Consider the following 20,519-nt stretch of genomic DNA (forward strand, 5'->3'; position numbering starts at 1 on the left):
CGCCGCGCCGCCGACTACGCGCGTCTGCTGATGCGGTACGAGAACCAGTCCGAGCAGGCCGGCGGCCCCCTGCCGCACGAGCTGGTCGCCGAACTGACCCGGGCCGCCATGGACGCCGGCGTCTACGCCATCAACATGCCCGCCGAGTGGGGCGGCGCCGGCCTCAGCCTGCTCGACCAGGTCATCGTGGAGGAGGAGTTCGGCAAGGTCACCAACTGCCTGTGGGACGTCCCCTGGCGGCCGGCCAACGTGCTCGCGTACGGCGACGAACGCCAGCGCGAGAAGTACCTGCTGCCCGTGATCCGCGGGGAGAAGTTCGACGCGTTCGCCGTCACCGAACCGGGCGCGGGCTCGGACCCCTCCTCCGGAACCTCCACGGCCACCCGCACCGACGGCGGCTGGCTGCTCAACGGGGAGAAGTGGTTCGTCACCTGCGGCGACATCGCCGACTTCCTGCTGGTGCAGGCGGACGCCGGGCCCGACCGGCTGCCCACCCTCTTCTTCGTGGACAAGGCCGCGTCCGGAGTCGCGATGACACGGGTGCCGCACTTCATGCACTCCGCCGTCAACGGGCACCCCGAGTTCACCTTCACCGATGTCTTCGTGGCCGACGAGGACGTGCTCGGCGGTGTCGGCAACGGCTACGAGCTGACCAAGCAATGGTTCACGGACGAACGCCTGATGATCGCCGCACGCACCGTCGGCGCGGCCGAGCGCGCCCTGCGGCTCGCCCGTGACTGGGCGGTGGAGCGCGAGCAGTTCGGGGCGCCGATCGCGTCGTACCAGCTGATCCAGGGCATGCTCGCCGACTGCGCCGTCGACATCGCCGTCAACCGTGCCTACACCCACCAGGTCGCCTGGGAGGCGGACCAGCCGGACACCGACCGCAAGACGCTGCACGCCAAGGCCGCCACCGCCAAGCTCGCCGCCAGTGAGGCCGCCGGCCGGGTCGCGGACCGCTGTCTGCAGATCTTCGGCGGCCGGGGCTACGACCGCACCTACCCCGTCGAGCGCATGTACCGCGAGCTGCGCGTCGACCGCATCTGGGAGGGCACGTCCGAGATCCAACGGCTGATCATCGCGAACGAGCTGATCAAGCGCGGCACCCGCGCCCTGGCCCTGCCCACGCACTGACCACCGCCCTCCACCTCGGCACCCCTCCACCACCGCACCCCTTCGGCACCGCACAGCGAGGACTCCCATGGACTACCGGCTCACCCCGCGCCAGGCACAGCTCAAGGCCCACGCCCGCGCCCTCACCGACTTCATCGCCGCCTACGAGATCCCGTGCGAGGAGGACAACGGCCTGCCCGCCGACACACACACCAAGATCCGCGACGCGGTCCTCGACGCGGGACTCCAGGCCGTCAACATGCCGGCCGAATGGGGCGGCGCCGGACTCACCATCGCCGAGCAGGTCACCGTCCAGGAGGAACTGGGCCGGCTCACCGGCGCCCTGTGGGACATGGTGTGGCGGCCCGCCAACGCGCTCAGGTTCTGCACCCCGCAGCAGCGCGAGCGCTTCCTCATCCCGGTGATCAAGGGCGAGCGGCGCGACTGCTACGCCGTCACCGAGCCCGGCGCGGGCTCGGACCCACAGAACCTCGCCACCACGGCCACCAAGAACGACCGCGGCTGGGTGCTCAACGGGGAGAAGTGGTTCGTGACGGTCGGCGACCACGCCGACTTCATGATCGTGCTCGCCGCGGCGGGGCCGGACCGCGCGCCGACGCTGTTCCTCGTCGACAAGGACACCCCCGGCATCGAGATGACAAGGGTGCCCCGCTTCATGCACACCTTCGTCTACGAGCACCCCGAGTTCACCTTCACCGACGTCCAGGTGGGGGAGGACGCGGTGCTCGGCGGCATCGGCGAGGGGTACGACATCACGCGCTCGTGGTTCACCGAGGAGCGCCTGATGATCGCGGCACGCACGACGGGCGCCGCCGAGCGTGCCCTGGAGCTGGCCCGTGACTGGGCGGTGGAGCGTGAACAGTTCGGGGCGCCGATCGCGTCGTACCAGCTGATCCAGGGCATGCTCGCCGACTGCGCCGTGGACATCGCCGTCAACCGTGCCTACACCCACCAGGTCGCCTGGGAGGTCGACCAGGCCCCGGCCGGGGACCGCAAGACGCTGCATGCCAAGGCCGCCATCGCCAAGCTCGCGGCGAGCGAGGCCTCGGGCCGGGTGATCGACCGGTGCCTGCAGATCCACGGTGGGCGCGGCTACGACCGTACGTACGCCGTCGAGCGGCTGTACCGGGAGCTGCGCGTGGACCGCATCTGGGAGGGCACGTCCGAGATCCAGCGGCTGATCATCGCGAACGAGCTGATCAAGCGTGGCTCCGGGGTCCTGGACCTGCCCACCGCCTGACCCCCATGACACAACGGCCGACACAGATCGAAGGGAAGCTCGGATGACCGGCATCGAACGCGTCGGAGTCGTCGGCTGCGGACTGATGGGCGCGGGCATCGCCGAGGTCTGTGCGCGGGCCGGCCTGCCGGTGACCGTGGTGGAACGCGACGCGCAGGCGGCCGGCTCGGGCCGTCTGCGCATCGCCCGCTCGCTCGAGCGGGCCACCGCGCACGGCAGACTCACCGAAGAGCGGCGCACGGCGGCAGCCGGCCTGATCACCGTGGTCGACCAGCTCGAGGCACTGCACGACCGCGACCTGGTGATCGAGGCCGTGGCGGAGGACGAGCGCCTCAAAGCCGACGTCTTCACCCGCCTCGACTCCGTGGTCACCGGCGAGCACGCCCTCCTCGCGACGAACACCTCCTCCATCCCGGTCATCCGGCTCGCCTCCGCGACGACCCGCCCGGAACACGTCGTCGGCGTGCACTTCTTCAACCCCGTACCGGTACTGCGGCTGGTCGAGCTCGTCCCCTCTCTCCTCACCTCGGCCGACACCGTGACACGCGCCGAGACCTTCGTGACGGGCCGGCTCGGCAAGGAGGTCGTCCGCACCCGGGACAAGGCCGGATTCATCGTCAACGCGCTGCTCGTGCCGTATCTGCTGGCCGCCGTCCGCATGGTGGAGTCGGGCAGCGCGAGCGTCGAGGACGTCGACCGCGGGATGGTCCTCGGCTGCGCGCACCCGCTCGGACCGCTGGCGCTGGCGGATCTGATCGGCCTGGACACCACACGGGCCATCGCCGAGTCGCTGTACGCCGAGTTCCGCGAACCGCAGTACTCACCGCCTCCGCTGCTGTCCCGGATGGTCGAGGCCGGGCTGCTGGGACGGAAGTCCGGGCGCGGTTTCCACGTCTACGACGCGGAAGCCCGGCGCGGGACGGCACCGACGGCGCCCCGGTGAGAAGCAAGGTGAGGGAAGATGGGCGTGGCGTACGACCACCGACCGAGGGGAGCCGCAGGGTGTCCACCAAGATGCGCACGGCAGACACGCGCGAGCGCATCCTGACCGCGGCGTGCGAGGCCATCGCCGAGATCGGCTTCGAGAAGATCCGGATGCGCATGGTCGCCGAGCGGGCGGGCGTGTCGACGGCTCTGCTGCACTACCACTTCGACACACGCGAGAAGCTGTTCACCGAGGCGATGACCCACTCCTTCGCCAACACCGCCACCGACGTGGAACGCGACGCGGAAACGGCGCCCGCGGCGGTCATCCTGGCCCGCATCGTGCGCAACCTGCTGCCCACCGATCCCGAACTCCACCAGGACTGGCGGCTGTGGCAGGAACTGTGGGTCCGGGCGCTGCGCGACGAGGCCACCCGGGCCTATGCCGTGGACCTGTACGCGCAGCTGCACACCTGGGTGGCCGACGCGGTACGGCGCGGCATCGCCTCCGGCGAGTTCACGCCGACCGACGTGGACGACCTGTGCACGCTCGTCCTGTCCCTCAGCGACGGCTACGGCATCCGCCTCATGCTGCGCGACCCGACGGTCACCCTGGACGGCGCGCTCACCGCCATCTGGCGCCAGGTGTCCGCGGCGCTGGGCCTGCCCGACGGCATGCCGATGGAGTGAATCCGACGGGCGGGCGTGCCCTGTCCTTTCGGCGCCGGCTTGTTCGTCGTGAAGGTAGACAGGCATGACGACCAAGGAGGACACCATGAAGTACGTACTGCTGCTGACCCGTGGCGCCTGGCAGGAGGAGGGCTCCGAGCAGGAGCGCGCGGAGGTGTTCGGCGGGATCGTGGAATGGTTCACCAAGCACCGCGCCGACGGGACCATCGTCGAGGCCAACCAGCTGCGCGAACCCGGCACCGCGACGACGGTGGTGGTCGAGGAGGGCCGCGCCAGCATGATCGACCGCCCGCTGCTGGAGGCCAAGGAGGCGATCGGCGGCTACGCGATCGTCGAGGTGCCCGACCTGGACGCCGCCCTGGAACTGGCGGCGAGCTTCCCGGTGCCCGACGGCAAGGTGGAGGTGCGTCCGATTGTCGAGCGCTGACCCGGTCGGCGCCCGGGAGACCCGGTCGCTCATCGAACGGGTCTTCCGCGAGGAAGCGGGCCGGCTGACCGCCAGCCTGGTCCGCCTCCTCGGCGACTTCGACCTGGCCGAGGAGATGGTCGGCGAGGCCGTCGTGGAGGCACTGCGGCGCTGGCCGAGCTCCGGCCCGCCCAGACGGCCCGGAGCCTGGCTGCTGACCTGCGCGCGCAACAAGGCCCTCGACCGCATCCGCCGCGAGGCCCGATTCCAGGACCGGCTCCCGCAGCTCGCGGCCCGCATCGAAGCCCTGCCCGACTCGGCCGAACGGGAGCCCGACGACCGCCTGCGGCTCATCTTCACCTGCTGCCATCCCGCCCTGGAGCCCGATGCGCAGGTCGCGCTCACCCTGCGTGCCGTGGTGGGCCTGACCACCGCCGAGATCGCGCGGGCGTTCATGGTGCCCGAAGCCACCCTCGCCAAGCGCGTGACCCGGGCGAAACAGAAGATCCAGGCCGCCGGCATCCCCTACCGCGCGCCCGAGCCCGAGGAGCGCGCCGAGCGGCTGCCCCAGGTCATGCGCGTGGTGTACCTCGTCTTCAACGAGGGCTGCTTCACCACCGGCGGAGACCTCGGAGTCCGGCGCGAGCTGGTCGACGACGCCGAATGGCTCGCCGCCCTGCTGGCCGGCTCACTGCCCCAGGAGCCGGAACCGCTCGCGCTGCTGGCCCTGATCCGCCTGCACGCGGCCCGCTGGCCCGCTCGCCTGGACGCCGGCGGACGGCTCGTCCCCCTCGCCGACCAGGACCGTACCCGCTGGGACGCACAGCGCATCCGCAGCGCCACCGCCCTCATCGAGCGAGCCGCCGCGCTCGGCCGGACCGGCCCGTACCAGATCGAGGCCGCCATCGCCGCCGTGCACTGCGAGGCACCCAGCTGGAACGAGACCGACTGGCCCCAACTGCTCAGGCTCTACGACATGTTGCTGGCCGTCGACCCCTCACCCGTCGTACGCCTGAACCGTGCCGTCGTGCTCAGCCACACCGACGGCCCGGCCGCCGCGCTGGCCCAGGTCGACACCCTCACGGACCGGCTGGGCCGCTACCACCTCTTCCACGCCACCCGCGCCGCGCTGCTGCGCGACCTCGGCCGCGACGCGGAGGCCGCCGAGGCCGACCGGGAGGCGCTCCGCCGCACCGCCAACCCCGCCGAGCGCTCCCTGCTCACCGCCCGCCTGCGCGGCAGCGACGCCACCGGCTGAGCGGAGCGCACCGGGGGGTCAGCGTCTCGTGGCCGGCATCAAAGGGTGAGGACCATGTCCTCATGTGCGGCCAGGATCTCCCCGCCGTAGGCGGCACCGGCCTCCGCGACGGACCGCCGGCGCTCGGCTCCGGGCCAGAAGTGTGTGAGCAGCAGGCGCTCCGCCCCCGCGTCGGCGGCCAACCGGCCTGCCTGGGCGGCGCTGAGCAGGTACGGCTCGGCTGCCGGACCCTGGAGAGTCGCCCCGGCGACCAACAGGTCCGCCCCGGCCGCCAGTTCACCGAGCGCTCGGTCGGGACCGGCGTCGCCGCTGTAGGCGACGGTCAGGCCCGGCCCGGTCAACCGCAGGCCCGCGTGCGGCACATGATGAGGAAGGAGCCGCCCGTCCAGTCGGAAGGGTCCGACCTCGTAGCCACCCGGGAGCGGATGCGGGTCGAAGACCTCACGCAGTTCCTCGGTCGGCTCCATCGCCTGTACTCGTTCGAGCACGCCCGGCGGGCAGTACAACGGCACCCGCCCGCGGCGCTCCCCGCCGAGGAGCAGCGCTCGGCACAGCGCGCTCAGATCAGCGCAGTGATCCGGGTGTTCGTGGGTGATGACCACGGCGTCGACTTCGCTCGCCGAGCACCGCGCCAGCAGCCGGGGCAGTGTCGCGTAGCCGAGATCGACGACCAGGCGGAATCCGTCGCCCTCGAGCAGGAAGCCGCTCGCCGCCCGTCCGGCCTCCGGCCAGGCACCGCACGTCCCCAGCACCGTCAGTTCGCGCACCTGCGCAGGATCCCACAATTCGCGTCACCACACCGTGGTGCGGCCGGCCCGCCGGTCGTCACCCGACGGCGTCACCGGGCACGCTGCCGGCCCCGCGGGTGTCTTTGCGGCCGGGTGCCGGCGGGCAGAGAGAACATGGACGCTGTGCCGGACGGCGTCGATGCGCCCGGCGCAGCCTGCCGTTCGCTTGCGGTGATCCAGCCCGGCACACAGCGAGGAGTCATCACGTGAGGGTCGTCATCACGGGCGCGTTCGGTTTCCTGGGAGGCCTGCTCACCGCCTCACTGCTGCGGACGCGGGCGTTCGGAGGCACCCCGATCGACCGACTGGTGCTTGCCGACCGCGTGGTACGGCCCGACTCACCGGCGGCGACCGACCCCCTCGTGGACATCGTGCACGGCGACCTGATCGACCGCCTCGACGACGTGTTCGCGGAGCCGGTTCATGTGCTGTTCCACCTGGCCGCCGCGGTCTCGGCCGAGTGTGAGGCCGACGTCGGCCTCGGCATGCGTGCCAATGTGGACACCACCCGCGCCCTGCTCGACGCTGCCCGCGCTCAGTCGGCCGCCGGCGGGCCGCTGCCGCGGGTGGTCTTCTCCAGCAGCCTCGCCGTCTACGGTTCCGATCCGGCGCTGCCCATGCCCCCGGTGGTCAGCGAGTCGACCCCGCCCATGCCGCGGTCCAGCTACGGAACGCAGAAGCTCATCTGCGAGCACCTGATCGCGGACTACACCCGCCACGGCTTCCTCGACGGCCGCGTCGCCCGGCTGATGACCGTCTCGGTACGGCCGGGCCAACCCAACGCAGCCGCATCCGGCTTCCTGTCCGGAATCGTTCGCGAACCGCTCGCCGGACTCCCGGCAACCTGCCCGGTGCACCCCGACCTGCGGGTGGCCCTGTCCTCACCGCGACGCACCGTCCACGGCCTCCTTCGAGTCGCGGAGGCGGAGCGCGGCACCGGGCCGGGACGCCTCGACGGCCGGGTACCGGTCAACCTTCCCGCCCTGACGGTGTCGGTCGCCGAGATGCTCGCGACGCTGCGCCAGGTGGGCGGCGACGCCGTCACCGACCTGGTGACCGTCAGGCCCGACCCCGCCATCGAGGCCATCGTGGCCTCCTGGCCCGCCGTCTTCGACAACAGCCGCGCCGCCGCACTCGGTCTCGAGCCCGACGCGGACTTCATGTCCGTCGTACAGGACTACGTCGCCGATGCACGAGGACCGATTCCTCATGTACTCAGGTGGAGCTGAGTACATGCGCGCTGACCGGTGAGGGCCGGGGCTGCCACGCTCGGGTCATGCGCCGAGGAATCCCGGGATCCGTTGCCCACCTGTCGTCCGTACTCGTCCTGGCAGGGCTGTCCGCGGCGGCATGGACTGCCTGGCTGGGCTGGGACCAGCAACGCGACGCGCACCCCGACGGCTCGACGACCGGCCCCTACGAGGCGTGGCAGGTCATCGGACAGTAACCGGAAGGCCTCCTGTCACAGCGATGCGAGGTTGTCGGCCAGGTCGGCGAGGCCGAGCGAGCCCTGGGCGAGTGCGTTCATGTGCCAGGTGCGCAGGTCGAAACCGGTGCCGAGGCGGCGGCGGGCGGCCGCACGGCCTTGCAGCCAGGCACGTTCTCCCAGCTTGTAGCCGATCGCCTGGCCGGGCCAGCCGAGGTAGCGGTCGATCTCGCTGGTACGGCGGGCGGTGTCGCTGCCGTGGTGGGCGGCCATGAACGCGGTGGCGAGCTCCGGAGTCCAGCGTTCGCCGGGGTGGAAGCCGGAGTCGGCGGGAACGGCGAGTTCCAGGTGCATGCCGATGTCGATGATCACGCGGATGATCCGGAGCATCTGCTTGTCCAGATAGCCGAGGCGGCGGGCGGGGTCGGTGAGGAAGCCCAGCTCGTCCATCAGACGCTCGGCGTACAGGGCCCAGCCTTCCTTGTTGGCGCTGACCGCGCCGAGGGTGATCTGGTAGCTGCTGAGGCGGTCCGCGGCGGCGGTCCAGCGCGCGGTCTGCAAATGGTGGCCGGGGACGCCCTCGTGGTACCAGGTGCTCACGATCTCCCAGGTGGGGAAGGCCTGTTGACCCAGCGTGGGCAGGTACGTACGCCCGGGGCGCTTGAAGTCCAGGCTGGGACCGTTGTAGTAGGGAGCGCCCGAGCTGCCCGGGGGTGCGATGACGGTCTCGACCCGGCGCAGGGGGCCGGAGATGTCGAAATGGGTGCCGTCGAGCGCGTCGATCGCCTCGTCGATGATCTGCTGGAGCCAGGCGCGGATGTTCTCCTCGCCCACGATGGTGTGACCGTGCCGGTTCAGGTGGTCCATGGTCTCCCGGACGCCGGCGCCCGGAAGGATCCGCCCGGCCTCGGCCCGCATCTCGGCGACCGTCCGGTGGAACTCCTCCCAGGCCCAGGCGTAGGCCTCCGCCGGGTCCGGTTCCGTTCCGTTGGCCCAGCGGGCCGAGCGCAGGTAGCGCTCGCGGCCGACGGGGTCCGGGGTGCCGTTCGCGGCGGGCAGATAGGTGCCGCGCAGCCAGTCGTGGAAGCCGGCCACCGCGGCCGTCGCCCGGTCGGCGGCGGCCTCCAGTTCCGGCCCGAGCCGCTGCGGACCGGCGGCCACGAGCGTCGAGAACCAGCTCGCCCCGCCGGTGTCCGCGCCGGTCCAGGCGGCGAGTTGGCCGATGACGGCCCGGGCCTGCCGGGGCGCGCACAGCAGCCCGCGGGCGATGCCCTCGCTCAGGGTCGCCCGATAACCGTCCAGTGCACCGGGCAGGTTGCGCAGCCGCCCGGCGACGGCCGCCCAGTTCTCGTCGGTGTCGGTGGGCATCAGGGTGAAGATGCTCCGCACCTTGTGCAGGGGCGAATTGACGTTCCGCAGCTCGCGGAAGTGATCACCTGCCTCGTGCAGGACGAGTGCGGCGGTCAGCCTCTCTCGCAGCAGCCGGGCGCAGTTCCGCTCGGCGTCCTCGAACACCACCCCGTCCTTCTCGGCGTGCCGCTCGGCGGCGTCGAGCGCGGACAGCGTCCGCCGGGCCAGCTCGGCGAGCGCCTCGAAGCCCTCCGGAGACAGATCCGGCTGCCGGGCGTCCTCGGGGTGCAGGCCCAGCCGGGTCGAGGTCATGGGATCGAGGGCGGCGACCTGCGCGACGTAGTCGTCGGCGATCCGGCGCGGAGTGCTCGGTTTGTCGGACACGTGCCCCATGCTGACGCACCCCCGCCGACGGTGTCAGCAGCCCGCCGTCGACTTTCGGCCGCTCGGGATCGCACGCCGACGGGAACCGCGGCGCGGTCCACCTGAGTAACCCGTCGGCCATGGAAGCCCGTTGCTCGTCACGGCGGGTGCCTCACTCACCGCCCGGACCGGCCACCGGGCGGCGGTCGGGGACTCCGTGTTCGCGCAGGGGGCCGACCTGCCAGCCACGCGCCTGGCAGGCGTCGAGGATGCCGGGCAGTGCCCGCAGGGTGGTGCGCCAGGAGCCGGTGGCGGAGGTGCAGTCGGAGTCGTGGAGCAGGACGGTGCCGCCGCCGCGCAGGTCCCGCAGGACGGTGTCCTGGACGGATCGGGGCGTGGCCCGCTTGCGCCAGTCCTCGCCCCAGGCGGTCCACAGCACCGGGGTCAATCCGAGGCGGCGGCAGGCCAGATGGGCGGCGGTCGTCATCACCCCGTACGGCGGCCGGAAGAGCGCCGGTGCCCGGCCGGTGACGTCGGCCACGGCGTCGCGGGCGCGGGCGAGGTCGTCGTACGTGGCCCGGGGGCCGCGCACCAGCAAGGGCCGGTGATGCCAGCCGTGGACGGCGATCTCGTGCCCGGCGGCGGCCATCTCCTTCGCCAGCCCGGGGGAGCGGACCAGCATCGAACCGAGCAGGAAGAAGGTGGCCCGGACCCCGCGCGTCTCCAGGAAGCTGAGGAAGTGCGGGGTGGACAGGTGGTCGGGGCCGTCGTCGAAGGTGAGGGCGATGTGATCCGGGCGGCCCTGACCGGCCAGGCGTGGCATGGCCGTGTTGCGCAGCGGCCCGAAGGTGGAGATCACGGGGGCGGCGTGCAACGCGGCGAGCGCGGGCAGGACCGTGGCAGAGGCGAGCAGGGCGGGGCGGGCCGGGGTCATCGCCTGTCTCCGTCCAGGTAGTGGGCAACGGCGGTGAAGCGGGCGGGTGCTTCGGTGTAGGCGTAGGCCAGCGGGCCGGCGACGCCCAGCGAGAGGGTGGTCGCCGCGACGGCTGCGGTCAAGGCGAGCCGTCGCCGGCCGGCGTGGCCTACGACGGCGGGTGCCGGCCCGTATCCGGTTCTTGCGGCGATGGCGGGCACCGGCCCGGGGGCGGACCGGTGCAGGGCGATTCCCGCCGCGCGTTGGGCCTGGCCTCGGGGTCCGTGCAGAAGCTCGGTGAGTGCGGGGCCCAGGTCCTCGCGGGTGCGGATCCAGGCCGTCAGGCCTGCCTCCTCCAACGCCTGGGCATTGGTGCGGCCGTGGCCGGGGATGCAGCGGTAGCTGGCCACCGGCAGCCCGGCGGCGAACGCCTCCAGCGAGGTCAGCCCGCCGGCGTTCTGGACCAGCACGTCGCAGGCGTGCATGAGGCCCGGCATGTCGTCCACCCAGCCGAAGGCGTGCTCGATGCCATCCTGCTTCAGCCGCGCGACGAGGGCCTGGTTTCGGCCGCACACCACCACCGGGACCGCGACCCCCGTCTCGCGTATCTCGACGGCGGCCTGCCGCACCGGGCCGACCCCCCATGACCCCGCTACGAGCAGGGCCAGCGGCGCGTGCTCGGGCAGGCCGAACCGGGCGCGCGCGGCGGGCCGTTGGCCGTCGGAGGCGGGGGTGAAGCGTGAGCCGGTGACGGGACCGGCGACCGTGACGGCGGCGGCGCCCTGCGCGTGCGCCTGGGCCGCCGGAACCTGGTGCACCGCCAGGTGAGCGTCGATGCCCGGGGCGACCCACAGGGCATGAACAGAGAAGTCGGTCAGGTAGGTGAAGGCGGGCACCGTCAGCAGACCGCGCCGCCGCAGCGCGCCGAGGACCTGGCTGGCACCCGGGTAGGTCGAGACGACCGCGCAGGTGTCCGGCGTGATCGTCCGCAGGGTGCGGTGCTCGGCACTGCGGAACAGCGCCCGCCACACCGCACCGGGGCGTGAAGAGTGCTCCGTGGCCTTGTACAGGCGTTGGTATCCCTCCGGTGCCCAGGTGAGCAGACGGTGGTAGCCGCCGCACAGCAACCGGCCCGCGTGCGCGGGCAGCAGGTCGAGGAAGTCGTGCCGGTCCACCTGGAATCCCTGTGCGGTCAGGCGGTCGGCCAGCCCGGCTGCCGCCCCGTCGTGTCCCGCGCCGACGCTCGCGGAGATGACGACGACCCGCCGAGGGCCGCAGCCCGGTGGCGGTGGGGTGGACGGCGAAGGGGCCGAGCCCGGAAGCGGGTGGAGCTGGTCCGGCACGGTCGATCAGCCTCCTGACGGATACGGGGCACGGCCGGGCATGCCCGGGCCAGGGCGGCAGCGCGCGCGGGTCGAGGCCGCGCCCGTACGCGGACCAGGGCACGATGCGATCACGTCGGCGCCGAAAGCGAAGCTACTACATGATGTAGAACTTGGGGAACGGCCCTGGTGAAGTAAGGAGTTCGGCTGCGGACTCGATGGGGGAGGGTTGGTGCCGGCAAATCTACTACAACATGTAGAAGATCGTGCGGGCGCAGAAGCGCACAGGAGGGGGAGAGCCCGTCGATGGCACCAGGTCCCATGACCCTGGCAGGTGTCCTGGATCCGCAGGCTGGGCGCGGCCCGGTTGTCGCTGGTGCTGGTGCTGGTGCTGGTGCTGGTGCTGGTGCTGGTGTGCGCGGGCGTGGGCTCGCTCACGGGCGCGCAGACCGGATTCTGGCTGGGGCGGCGCGGCGTTCGGTCGGCGCGGCTGCGCCGGCTGGAGGGCCGGGGGCAGGCCCGCATGGAGCGAGCCGAAGCGCTGTTCACGCGGTACGGACCCCGAAGAGCGGTGGTGCTGGGGAGGTTCGTGCCGGTGGTGCGCACCCTGGTCCATCCGGCAGCCGGCCTGCTGGACATGCCGACGGCCTCCTTCACTCTGTGGCAGACCGTGGCCGGACTCGGCTGGTCGCAGTCGCTGGTGCTGGCCGGGTATCTCCTCGGCGAGAGCGGGCGGCGGGCAACGGCGTACCTGGCCCCGGCCATCGCCGCGGTCGTCGCCGTAGGGCTGCTGCCCCCCGCCGTCCAATGGCTGCGCGCGCACCGGGCGGCCGTACGCTGCCCGCAGCGGACCTGCCTTCCCGGTCGTCGCCGGACTCCCTGCACTAGGACAGGCTGTTGATCCTGCTGCGGACCTTGTCCACGATCGTGGCCGGGAGCGTCGCGTAGCCCTCGAAGCTCAGGTCCTCCTGGCCCTGGGCGCCGGCGATGTACGTCAGGAACGCCTTGGTGGCGGGCCATGTCGCCGGCTTGTTGCCCTTGTCGCAGACGATTTCGTACGTGACCATGCCGATCGGATAGGCGGCCGGAGCCTTGGTCGCGTAGTCGAGTTCGAGTACGAGGTCGTCACCGCTGCCGGCGATTTTGGAACCGGCGAGCGCCTTGGAGGCCGTAAGGACACTGGCGCCGACCGGAGCGGGGGCGCCGGTGGCGATCGATACCGTGGGAATGTTGCGGGCGATTGTGTACGGCAGCTCGACGTAGCCGATGGCACCCACCGTCTTCTTCACCTGTTCGACGAGGCCGGAGGAACCCTTGGCGGACTGGCCGCCCCTGGCCGTCCACTCCTTGCTGTGGCCGTGCGGCCAGGCGCTGGATGCGGTGGCGCTCAGGTAGGACGTGAAGTTGTCCGTCGTGCCGGAGGAATCGGAGCGGTGCGTCACCTGGATCGGCGTCGACGGCAGCTTGGTGCCGGAGTTGAGCTTCGCGATCGCCGGATCGTTCCACTTGGTGATCTGTGAGTCGAAGATCCTGGCCAGTGTGGGGGCGTCCAGGACCAGTTTGCCGACCCCTGGCAGGTTGAAGCCGATGGCGATCGGGCCGCCGACCGTCGGCAGGTGGACGGCCCGGCCGCCGTTGGAGCAGACACCCTTGGACCGGTTGATCTGGGCGGCGCTCAGCGCGGAGTCCGACCCCGCGAAGGCAGTTCTGCCGTCCAGGAAATCGGTCTGGCCGGCACCGGAGCCGCTGCCTTCGTAGCGGATCCGGGTTCCGGGGCAGGCCCGCATGAAGGTCTTGATCCAGACCTTCATCGCGAACTCCTGCGCGGTCGAGCCGGAAGCCGACACGGTGGCCGCCTTGCCGCAGTTGACGCCGCCGGCGCCGGCGGTGGCGGGCGAGGCGGCCATGGACGAGCTGCCGGCGGGCCGGGAGCTGCCGTTCGAGCCGCAGGCCGCCAGGAGCAGGGTGCCTGAGACAACCGCCGCACCGACCGCCAGGCCGCACAGTCCACTTCTGGGCTGAAGCATCACTCTTCGGCTCTCCGTTTCTGTGGACCGCCAGGGTCGGCCCGGTCGGGGGCGTGGTGCCGCGTGATCCCTGCGGTCCACCTGAGCGGCGATGCCTCGGCACCGACCCTGATCACTATACGCAATCTACTGATTGCGCACAGTGATGATCGCTTGCGGCGTCTCCTGGTGTGATGCGTGCTCCATGCCGGTCAGGCGCCGTGCAGCAGCTGTTCCAGAAGCTTCTCGTCCTCCGCCGACAACTCCGACACGAACCGTGCCAGTACCGCCGCGCGGTCTCCGCCCTCGTCCAGCAGCGAGTGCATCCCCGCTGCCGCAAGCCCGGCCTGGTCGTCCACGGGCGCGTACACATGGCTGCGCCCCTCCCGCCGCCGGGTCACCAGCCCCTTGTCGCACAGCCGCGTCAGGATCGTCAGGACTGTCGTGTACGCGGCACCGGTCACCTTCTCCTGGACCACCGCTGCCGTCACCGGGCGGCCGGCTGCCCACAAGGCGGCCAGCACCTCCCCTTCCAGCTCACCTCGCGCACGCCGTCGGGCCTCCCCCCGGACATCCTTACCGCGCGCCACCCGGCACCTCCACTTCTCTCCACCGACAGGCCGTTTTCGATCCGTTCAAGCTACTACGAGACGTCGAAGAGCACCCACGGCGAGCGGTCCGGGAGGGGCGCAGGGACGCCCCGTCACTTCTTCGACCGACCGTTCGTCGGCCGGTGCGGAAGACCGTTGAGCCGGATGCCCCGTCCGGATGCGGGGCGCGTCCGTTTCGCCGCAAGATCGTGATCATGCGGGCATTCACAGTGACCTCGTCCTCTTGCCGGCCGAAGCCGCGCGGTGGTGTGCGTCATGCCATATGCACGGCTGTGGCCTGCGGCGCCCTGCTGGCCCCTGCCGCGGCATGTGAGCACGGACCCGAGCACAGGAGCCCTGGCGGTGCGCCGGGTGCGGCCTCTGCCCCGCCCGGCCGACGGGCTGCGGAAGATCGCCTTCCGGGTGTGGGTGACCGGATGTGGAGACAGGTGCCGGCCGGCGCCGGACAGGCGGTGGTCGTCTACGGCGACTACCGGGATTCACCCGACAGCATCGCCGTTCTCTACCAGAAGCGGGGCGCGCACTGGGAACGCACGGCGAGCTGGCCCGCACACAACGGCAGGCTGGGCTGGACGACGGACCACCGCATGGACGACGAGCACAGTCCGGTCGGGGTGTTCACGCTCACGGACGCGGGCGGCACGCTGGACGATCCCGGGAGCCGCTTGAGGTACTGGCAGGACGACAGCGCCTTCGAGTCCATGTTGAACCCGGGCGAAGCCCACGCTCGTGACTTCGACTACGTCATCGCGATCGACTACAACCGGGTCAAGGGCGTTCCGCCCTTCGACTGGAGCCGCCCCCACGGGGTGGACAAGGGCGGCGGGATCTGGCTGCACATGGACCACGGTGACGGCACATCGGCCTGCGTCACGCTCCCGGAGTCCGGGATGAAGACCCTCCTGCGCATCCTGGACCCGGCGCGTCATCCCGTCATGGTGATGGGGGACCGGGAACAACTCCGGGCCTGAAACCTGCTCAAGGCCCTCCGCGCGCTGCTGCTCTTCCTCAACAGCGGTGGCGGCAGCGCCAGTTGGGCTCGCTCCGGCGCTGCCCCGCGGGAGTTGCCCGCCGACCCGTTCTACAGCGGTGCGGGGGACGAAGCACCCGCGATCAGCAGCCGGGGGCTTCCCGTGCCGTCCGCGGGCACGCTCCACAGATCGCTGCCGCCGACCTGGCCGTTGGCGGGCAGGGCATAGGCGACGGTGTGGTTGTCGAGCCAGGCGGCCTGGTCGTCGACGCTGTGGCGTTCGGCGAGCGCGGTCTCGCGCAGGGTGCTCAGATCGAGGACGTACTCGTGCCAGAGGGACGTGCCGGGCAGGACCCGCTTCTTGAAGGCGACACGCGTCCCGTCGGGGGAGAGCGACGGGCACTCCACGTTCTGGGCCAGGGTGGTGACCGTACGCCGGGAGAGGGAACCCCGGACCAGGTAGGTGCGGCTGGCGGTGTTGAGGGTGGCGTAGAAGGTGTCGTCGTCGGAGGCGAAGGTGACGCCCCAGAAGTTGATGTCCGAAGCGTGGTAGGGCTCGCCGTCCTTGACGATGGAGAACGTCTCCAGACTGGGAGTCAGCCGCATGGTGCGGGTGTCCAGGATCGAGGTCCGGGTGGAGAAGAAGGCGGACGCATAGGACTCGCCGGAGGCGAAGACGGTCCAGGCGACGAAGCGCCCGCTGGGCGAGACCCGGGCCCGGCTGGGGGTGCCCGCGAGCGGGAAGGTGCGCAGGGTGCGCAGGTCCGCGCCCAGGAGCAGGACACGATTGCTCTGCTTGAGGACACCGGGATCGGACTGGAGGCAGACGCCCGTGCCGGCCGCAGCGTAGAAGCGCGCGCACTTCAGCTTCGAGGCGACCCGCCCGCCCCCGGGGTCGGCGGACGGGACCGAGGCGACCGCGGTGCGGTGCGGGCCGGCCGCCGCGTTGAGGAACATCAGGCGGCCTTTCTGATTGAGCGTCACCTTGCCCCGCGGACCGCGGGCCCGCCGGACTGCGGTTGGTTCGCCCGATCCGCGCGGGAGGCGGCGTGCAGGACCATCCCGGTGCCCACGCCCGCGAGGAGCAGCACCGCCGTGCCGAGGACGAGCAGGCGGAGGCGCAGCGGTGTCATCCGGATCCTTGTGGCTGTGGTGGTCATCGGGTCCCGCCGGCCGGTCGCAGCACCATGCCCGCTACGGTCGCGCAGCACAGCAGGCCGACCGCCGATCCGGCCAGCGCCGGGCCGTCTCCCCACGCCGTCCAGGCGGCGCCGAAGGCCAGCGAGCAGCAGAACCGGGCCAGCGCCTGGCTGGTGCCGACGATGGCGAGGCCGCTGGCGCGCAGCTCCTCGGGCACGATGTCGGCGAGGGTGGCCGGGAGCACGCCGTCCGTGGCCGCGTAGAACAGGCCGTGCAGGGCGAGTACGACAGGGGCGAGGATCGGCGTGGCCGGGGCCCACAGCAGCAGGGCGTAGCCGGTGAGCAGACTGGCGTGCCCGGCGAGGAAAACGGTACGCCGTCCGACCCGGTCGGCCAGCGCTCCGACGGGTACGGCCAGCAGCAGGAACACGGTCGCGGTGCCCAGCGGCAGCAGCGTGAACCACTGCTCGCCGATGCCCGCGCGCCGTTGCAGCAGCAGATAGACGAAGGCGTCGCTGACGGTGGTCAGACCGAGCAGCGCGGCACAGCCGGCGATGGCCCGCAGCCGCGGCAGGCGCAGCAGCGTCAGCGCGTCGCGAATGCGGACGGGCCGCCTGCCGTCCGCCACGCCTGCCCCGACCGCCATGCCTGCCCCGTCGGCCTCGGCGGGCCTGCGGGGTACGAACAGGACCAGCACGAGCACGCCGAGCGCGGCGACACATGCACTCACGCCGAACACGGCGTCGTAGCCGTCGGCCGCGGCGCGCAGGATGAGGAAGGCCGCCAGCGGGCCGAGCATCGCTCCGGTGGTGTCCATCGCCCGGTGTACGCCGAAGGCCCGGCCCTGGTCGCCGGGCGGCGTGGACAGGGAGATCATCGCGTCGCGCGGGGCCGTGCGCAGGCCCTTGCCCGTACGTTCCAGGGCGAGGACCGCGCCGAGCGTGCCGAGGGTGCCCGCGAACAGGAGCAGCGGTTTGCAGAGCGCCGACAGGCCGTAGCCGAGACCGGCCATCAGCTTGTGGCCCCGCACCCGGTCGGCGAGGTGGCCGCCGGTGAGCTGGACCAGTGCGCTGACGCCGTTGTAGACGCCGTCGAGGGTGCCGAATCCCAGCGGGCTGAAGCCGAGTCGGGTGACCAGGTACAGCGGCAGTACCGCGGTGACCATCTCCGAGGAGACGTCGGTGATCAGGCTGACCGTGCCGAGCACGAGCACGACCGGGGCGACCTTGGGCCCCAGGCCGCGTCTTCGGCCCTGCTCGGTGTCCGCTCCGGGAGGTGCGGAGCGGTCGGTGAGATACATGATCAGGGTCTCCAGGTGTGACGCGATCAGTTCTGCCGGCTGCTCTCGTCCCGGAGCCAGGTGCCGAAGTCCTGTGCCCGGATGGCCTTTGCGGCCTTCCGCCGGGCGACGACCGCCGCCGCGACGAAGACCATGACACTCACGGACAGCTTCGGCTCACCGCGCAGCATGGTTTTGAGGTCTGCCGCGCTGGTGCGCGCCGAAGCCCGGCCCGGTTCCCGATGCCGTTCGACCTGGGCGGTGGACACCGCGGCCCTGATCCGCCGTTTGATCAAGTCCCGCCATGTGCGCGGCGGATGGACCACGACACGGGCCGCACCGACCACGAGCCGCTCCTGCGGGGCGAACGCCAGGGACGCGGCCAGGTCGTCCGCCATCAGCGGCGGCAGGGCCGCGATCCGGGCGTGCCCGGCCTTGGAGACCGCGATGACGCCCCGGCCGAACAGGCCCTCGCGCACGGCGGGGAGCCGCTGCCACACCCGGTAGTAGGCACGCACCCGCCATGCGCAGGCGGCGAGCGGGATCGTCCGTTCGGGGGCGGTGGCGAGGACGCCAGAGGTGTCGTCGCCCAGGGGCTCGGTCAGCGCCCGTACGTCAGCGCCCGTGATGACGACGTCGGCGTCCACGTAGACGCGGGGGAAGCCGCGCGCGTGGTCGTCACCGGCCCGCAGGGCGGCGTGCTTGGAGGGGACGGGGATCTCGACGACCCGGACACGCGGGCCGCGGGCGGCCGCGACCCCGGCGGTGTCATCCGTGCAGCCATTGCATACGACCACGACGTCGGTCTCGTCCTCGGAGGCATCGGCCAGCAGCGAATCGAGGAGCCGGCCGATGACACGCGCCTCATTGTGAGCAGGTATCACGATGCTCGTCACCTGGGCAGTATGCCGTCGGTGTCGGCATTGCGCCGTGTGTTTCGTCCAACTGTTCCCGAGGCTGCGTCCAGTGGTCTAGATTGAGCTCCGCCGGACCGGTTTGGGAGGGGGACTTGTTCTTGTGACGGTACGTCAAGACAAGGCGTCCTGAACCGGATGCGAGACGAGCAGTAAGCAACTTGCAGGAGCCACAAGGCGGTTGGGGAACCGCTGCGGGCTCCTTCGTTCGCCAGTGCCGCTGTGCTGAGGAGACACATCGGTGCTGATCCAGCCCTGACTGCGCACTCGCGGCCATGTGCCCGGTTGCGTCCGGTCAGGGGTGTAGCTGCGCATGTGGTGGGGGGTCCATGACCATTGAGGTCACGCATGAGCACCTGGTTGTGGAAGACAGGCGTCCGGGCACGCGCCGAAGACGCTGGGAACGGAGATACCGGTTAGTCCTGCTGGTCGCGGACGGTCTGGCAGCCGCCGCCGCGGCCTTGGTGATCCACGGGGTGTACGGCCGTTGGGCCGTGGCCCTGGTGCTGCCCCCGACGTGGATCATAGCGATGCTGGTCCACCGCTCCTACGATCGCAGCGCCTTCGGCCTGGGGCCCGAGGAATACCTGCGGGTACTGCGCGGAGCCGTCGCACTGCCGGCACTGGCCGCGTGCGTGCACTGGCTGGTCACGCGCGATTCGGGCCTCCTCCATGACATGATCACGGCCGCTGTGCCGGCCGTCGCCTTCGCCCTGATGGTCCGGTACGCGCTCCGCCGCCGGCTCTACCGGCGATGGGCGCGGGGCCGGGGCCGGAGCGCGACGCTCCTGGTCGGGCCGGCGCGCGGCATAGTGGAACTGGTCGCCGTACTGCGGCGCGCCGCCGGCGGACAGCAGCTGCAGGTCGCCGGTGTCTGTCTGAGCAATCCCGAAAACGCCGGTGAGATACGCAAGTTGGGGATCCCCCTCCTCGGCGGCGTCGGCGACATGAACGACGCCATCCGGGCCATGGGCGTCAGCACCGTGGTGACGCTCCCGGCGCCCGAGTTCGACGCGGCCGTCCTGCGCCGGATGTCCTGGACGGCGGCCGTGCAGGGCGCCGATTTCCTGCTGGCCCCCGTGCTGGCCGATGTGTCCGCCTCCCGGCTGGCCGTACGTCCCACCAACGGGGTGCCGCTGGTGCGGATACAGGCGCCGAACCTCTCCCGGATCTCCCGGCTGCCCAAGGAACTGCTGGACCGGGCCCTCGCGGCAGGCCTCCTGGCGGTCCTCCTGCTGCCCATGCTGGCGATCGCCCTGATCGTGCGCTGGGACAGCTCCGGGCCGGCGCTGTTCCGGCAGCGACGGGTGGGCCGCTACGGCAACCACTTCACCATGCTGAAGTTCCGCACGATGCGGCAGGACTCGGAGGCTCTCCGGGCGGAACTGGCCCACCTCAACCAGAACAGCGACGGCCTGCTGTTCAAGGTGAAGGAGGACCCACGGATCACCCGGGTCGGCTCGTTTCTGCGCCGCAGTTCGCTCGACGAACTGCCGCAGCTGATCAACGTGGTCCGGGGCGACATGTCGCTCGTCGGTCCCCGCCCGTCGCTGCCCGAAGAGGTGGAGGAGTACCCGGCGGAGGTCAAGCGCCGCTTGCTCGTGAAGCCCGGCCTCACCGGGCTGTGGCAGGTCAGCGGCCGCTCCGACCTGCCCTGGGCCGAGGCGGTCCGGCTCGATCTCGGATACGTGGACAACTGGTCGATGGGCCTCGACCTGTCGATCCTGGCGCGCACCGGATCCGCGGTGATGCGTGGAACGGGGGCCTACTGATGGACCACAGGAA

The 20,519-nt window shown here is 71.6% G+C and carries 19 protein-coding genes and 1 pseudogene; 11 read left to right on the plus strand and 9 right to left on the minus strand.

Annotated features, from left to right (window positions below):
* Positions 1–30: 30 nt before the first annotated feature.
* The 6 genes from BFF78_RS40860 (at position 31) to BFF78_RS40885 (ending at position 5,652) form a co-directional block, all read left to right on the plus strand.
* A complete protein-coding gene (locus tag BFF78_RS40860) occupies positions 31–1,134 on the plus strand; it encodes an acyl-CoA dehydrogenase family protein (RefSeq protein ID WP_227026065.1) in 1,104 nt (367 codons plus the stop codon).
* A 67-nt stretch (positions 1,135–1,201) separates the two neighbouring features.
* The gene (locus tag BFF78_RS40865; RefSeq protein ID WP_069783083.1) at positions 1,202–2,374 is read left to right on the plus strand and encodes an acyl-CoA dehydrogenase family protein; all 1,173 of its coding nucleotides are present in this window, start codon (positions 1,202–1,204) and stop codon (positions 2,372–2,374) included.
* A gap of 43 nt (positions 2,375–2,417) precedes the next feature.
* Complete coding sequence (locus BFF78_RS40870; RefSeq protein WP_069783084.1) at positions 2,418–3,317, plus strand: 3-hydroxybutyryl-CoA dehydrogenase; 900 nt, start codon at positions 2,418–2,420, stop codon at positions 3,315–3,317.
* A gap of 71 nt (positions 3,318–3,388) precedes the next feature.
* Entirely contained in the window at positions 3,389–3,988 is a 600-nt protein-coding gene (locus BFF78_RS40875; RefSeq protein WP_227026066.1) for a TetR/AcrR family transcriptional regulator, read from the plus strand.
* A 64-nt stretch (positions 3,989–4,052) separates the two neighbouring features.
* Positions 4,053–4,415 carry a YciI family protein gene (locus tag BFF78_RS40880; protein ID WP_079161687.1) on the plus strand — a complete coding sequence of 121 codons (363 nt, stop codon included), beginning with the start codon at positions 4,053–4,055 and terminating at the stop codon, positions 4,413–4,415.
* Positions 4,402–5,652, plus strand: a complete 1,251-nt coding sequence (locus BFF78_RS40885) for an RNA polymerase sigma factor (protein ID WP_069783086.1) — start codon at positions 4,402–4,404, stop codon at positions 5,650–5,652. The genes BFF78_RS40880 and BFF78_RS40885 overlap by 14 nt, the downstream gene beginning before the upstream one ends.
* Positions 5,653–5,690: 38 nt before the next feature.
* Here BFF78_RS40885 and BFF78_RS40890 read toward each other — a convergent pair whose 3' ends face one another.
* On the minus strand, positions 5,691–6,419 hold the full coding sequence (locus BFF78_RS40890; protein ID WP_069783087.1) for an MBL fold metallo-hydrolase: 729 nt from the start codon (positions 6,417–6,419) through the stop codon (positions 5,691–5,693).
* Between the two features lie 227 nt (positions 6,420–6,646).
* Here BFF78_RS40890 and denD point away from each other — a divergent pair, with 227 nt between their 5' ends.
* Positions 6,647–7,669, plus strand: coding sequence for a D-erythronate dehydrogenase (gene denD / locus BFF78_RS40895; protein WP_069783088.1), 1,023 nt, complete (start codon positions 6,647–6,649; stop codon positions 7,667–7,669).
* A 47-nt stretch (positions 7,670–7,716) separates the two neighbouring features.
* Positions 7,717–7,887, plus strand: coding sequence for a hypothetical protein (locus tag BFF78_RS40900; protein ID WP_159033143.1), 171 nt, complete (start codon positions 7,717–7,719; stop codon positions 7,885–7,887).
* A gap of 15 nt (positions 7,888–7,902) precedes the next feature.
* Here BFF78_RS40900 and BFF78_RS40905 read toward each other — a convergent pair whose 3' ends face one another.
* The 3 genes from BFF78_RS40905 to BFF78_RS40915 form a co-directional block, all read right to left on the minus strand.
* The gene (locus tag BFF78_RS40905) at positions 7,903–9,609 is read right to left on the minus strand and encodes a DUF885 domain-containing protein (RefSeq protein ID WP_069783090.1); all 1,707 of its coding nucleotides are present in this window, start codon (positions 9,607–9,609) and stop codon (positions 7,903–7,905) included.
* A 142-nt stretch (positions 9,610–9,751) separates the two neighbouring features.
* Positions 9,752–10,513 carry a polysaccharide deacetylase family protein gene (locus BFF78_RS40910; protein ID WP_069783091.1) on the minus strand — a complete coding sequence of 254 codons (762 nt, stop codon included), beginning with the start codon at positions 10,511–10,513 and terminating at the stop codon, positions 9,752–9,754.
* Positions 10,510–11,835: an MGDG synthase family glycosyltransferase gene (locus tag BFF78_RS40915; RefSeq protein ID WP_069783092.1), complete on the minus strand. Its 1,326-nt coding sequence runs from the start codon at positions 11,833–11,835 to the stop codon at positions 10,510–10,512. The genes BFF78_RS40910 and BFF78_RS40915 overlap by 4 nt, the downstream gene beginning before the upstream one ends.
* A 313-nt stretch (positions 11,836–12,148) precedes the next feature.
* Between BFF78_RS40915 and BFF78_RS40920 the strand changes: the two genes are divergently transcribed.
* Complete coding sequence (locus BFF78_RS40920) at positions 12,149–12,715, plus strand: DedA family protein (protein WP_069783093.1); 567 nt, start codon at positions 12,149–12,151, stop codon at positions 12,713–12,715.
* Here BFF78_RS40920 and pstS read toward each other — a convergent pair.
* Together pstS and BFF78_RS40930 are read right to left on the minus strand one after the other, a co-directional pair.
* Complete coding sequence (gene pstS, locus BFF78_RS40925; protein ID WP_193433626.1) at positions 12,699–13,841, minus strand: phosphate ABC transporter substrate-binding protein PstS; 1,143 nt, start codon at positions 13,839–13,841, stop codon at positions 12,699–12,701. The two genes, BFF78_RS40920 and pstS, sit on opposite strands and share 17 nt — an antisense overlap.
* 191 nt (positions 13,842–14,032) lie before the next feature.
* Entirely contained in the window at positions 14,033–14,410 is a 378-nt protein-coding gene (locus tag BFF78_RS40930) for a BlaI/MecI/CopY family transcriptional regulator (protein ID WP_069783095.1), read from the minus strand.
* A gap of 437 nt (positions 14,411–14,847) precedes the next feature.
* On the opposite strand from BFF78_RS40930, the gene BFF78_RS40935 reads away from it, so the two are divergent.
* Entirely contained in the window at positions 14,848–15,402 is a 555-nt protein-coding gene (locus tag BFF78_RS40935; RefSeq protein WP_099055015.1) for a L,D-transpeptidase family protein, read from the plus strand.
* Positions 15,403–15,512: 110 nt separating this feature from the next.
* Here BFF78_RS40935 and BFF78_RS40940 read toward each other — a convergent pair.
* The 3 genes and pseudogenes from BFF78_RS40940 to BFF78_RS40950 form a co-directional block, all read right to left on the minus strand.
* Positions 15,513–16,534, minus strand: a pseudogene (locus tag BFF78_RS40940) (TolB family protein).
* 23 nt (positions 16,535–16,557) lie between these two features.
* Positions 16,558–17,841 (minus strand): MFS transporter, encoded by a 1,284-nt coding sequence (locus tag BFF78_RS40945; RefSeq protein ID WP_069783096.1) that lies wholly within the window; start codon positions 17,839–17,841, stop codon positions 16,558–16,560.
* A 26-nt stretch (positions 17,842–17,867) separates the two neighbouring features.
* Positions 17,868–18,716, minus strand: a complete 849-nt coding sequence (locus tag BFF78_RS40950; RefSeq protein WP_069783097.1) for a glycosyltransferase family 2 protein — start codon at positions 18,714–18,716, stop codon at positions 17,868–17,870.
* Between the two features lie 347 nt (positions 18,717–19,063).
* Here BFF78_RS40950 and BFF78_RS40955 point away from each other — a divergent pair, with 347 nt between their 5' ends.
* Complete coding sequence (locus tag BFF78_RS40955; protein ID WP_069783098.1) at positions 19,064–20,506, plus strand: sugar transferase; 1,443 nt, start codon at positions 19,064–19,066, stop codon at positions 20,504–20,506.
* Positions 20,507–20,519 lie beyond the last annotated feature (13 nt).

It is taken from the genome of Streptomyces fodineus (genome assembly GCF_001735805.1).
In the GTDB taxonomy this organism is placed as follows: domain Bacteria; phylum Actinomycetota; class Actinomycetes; order Streptomycetales; family Streptomycetaceae; genus Streptomyces; species Streptomyces fodineus.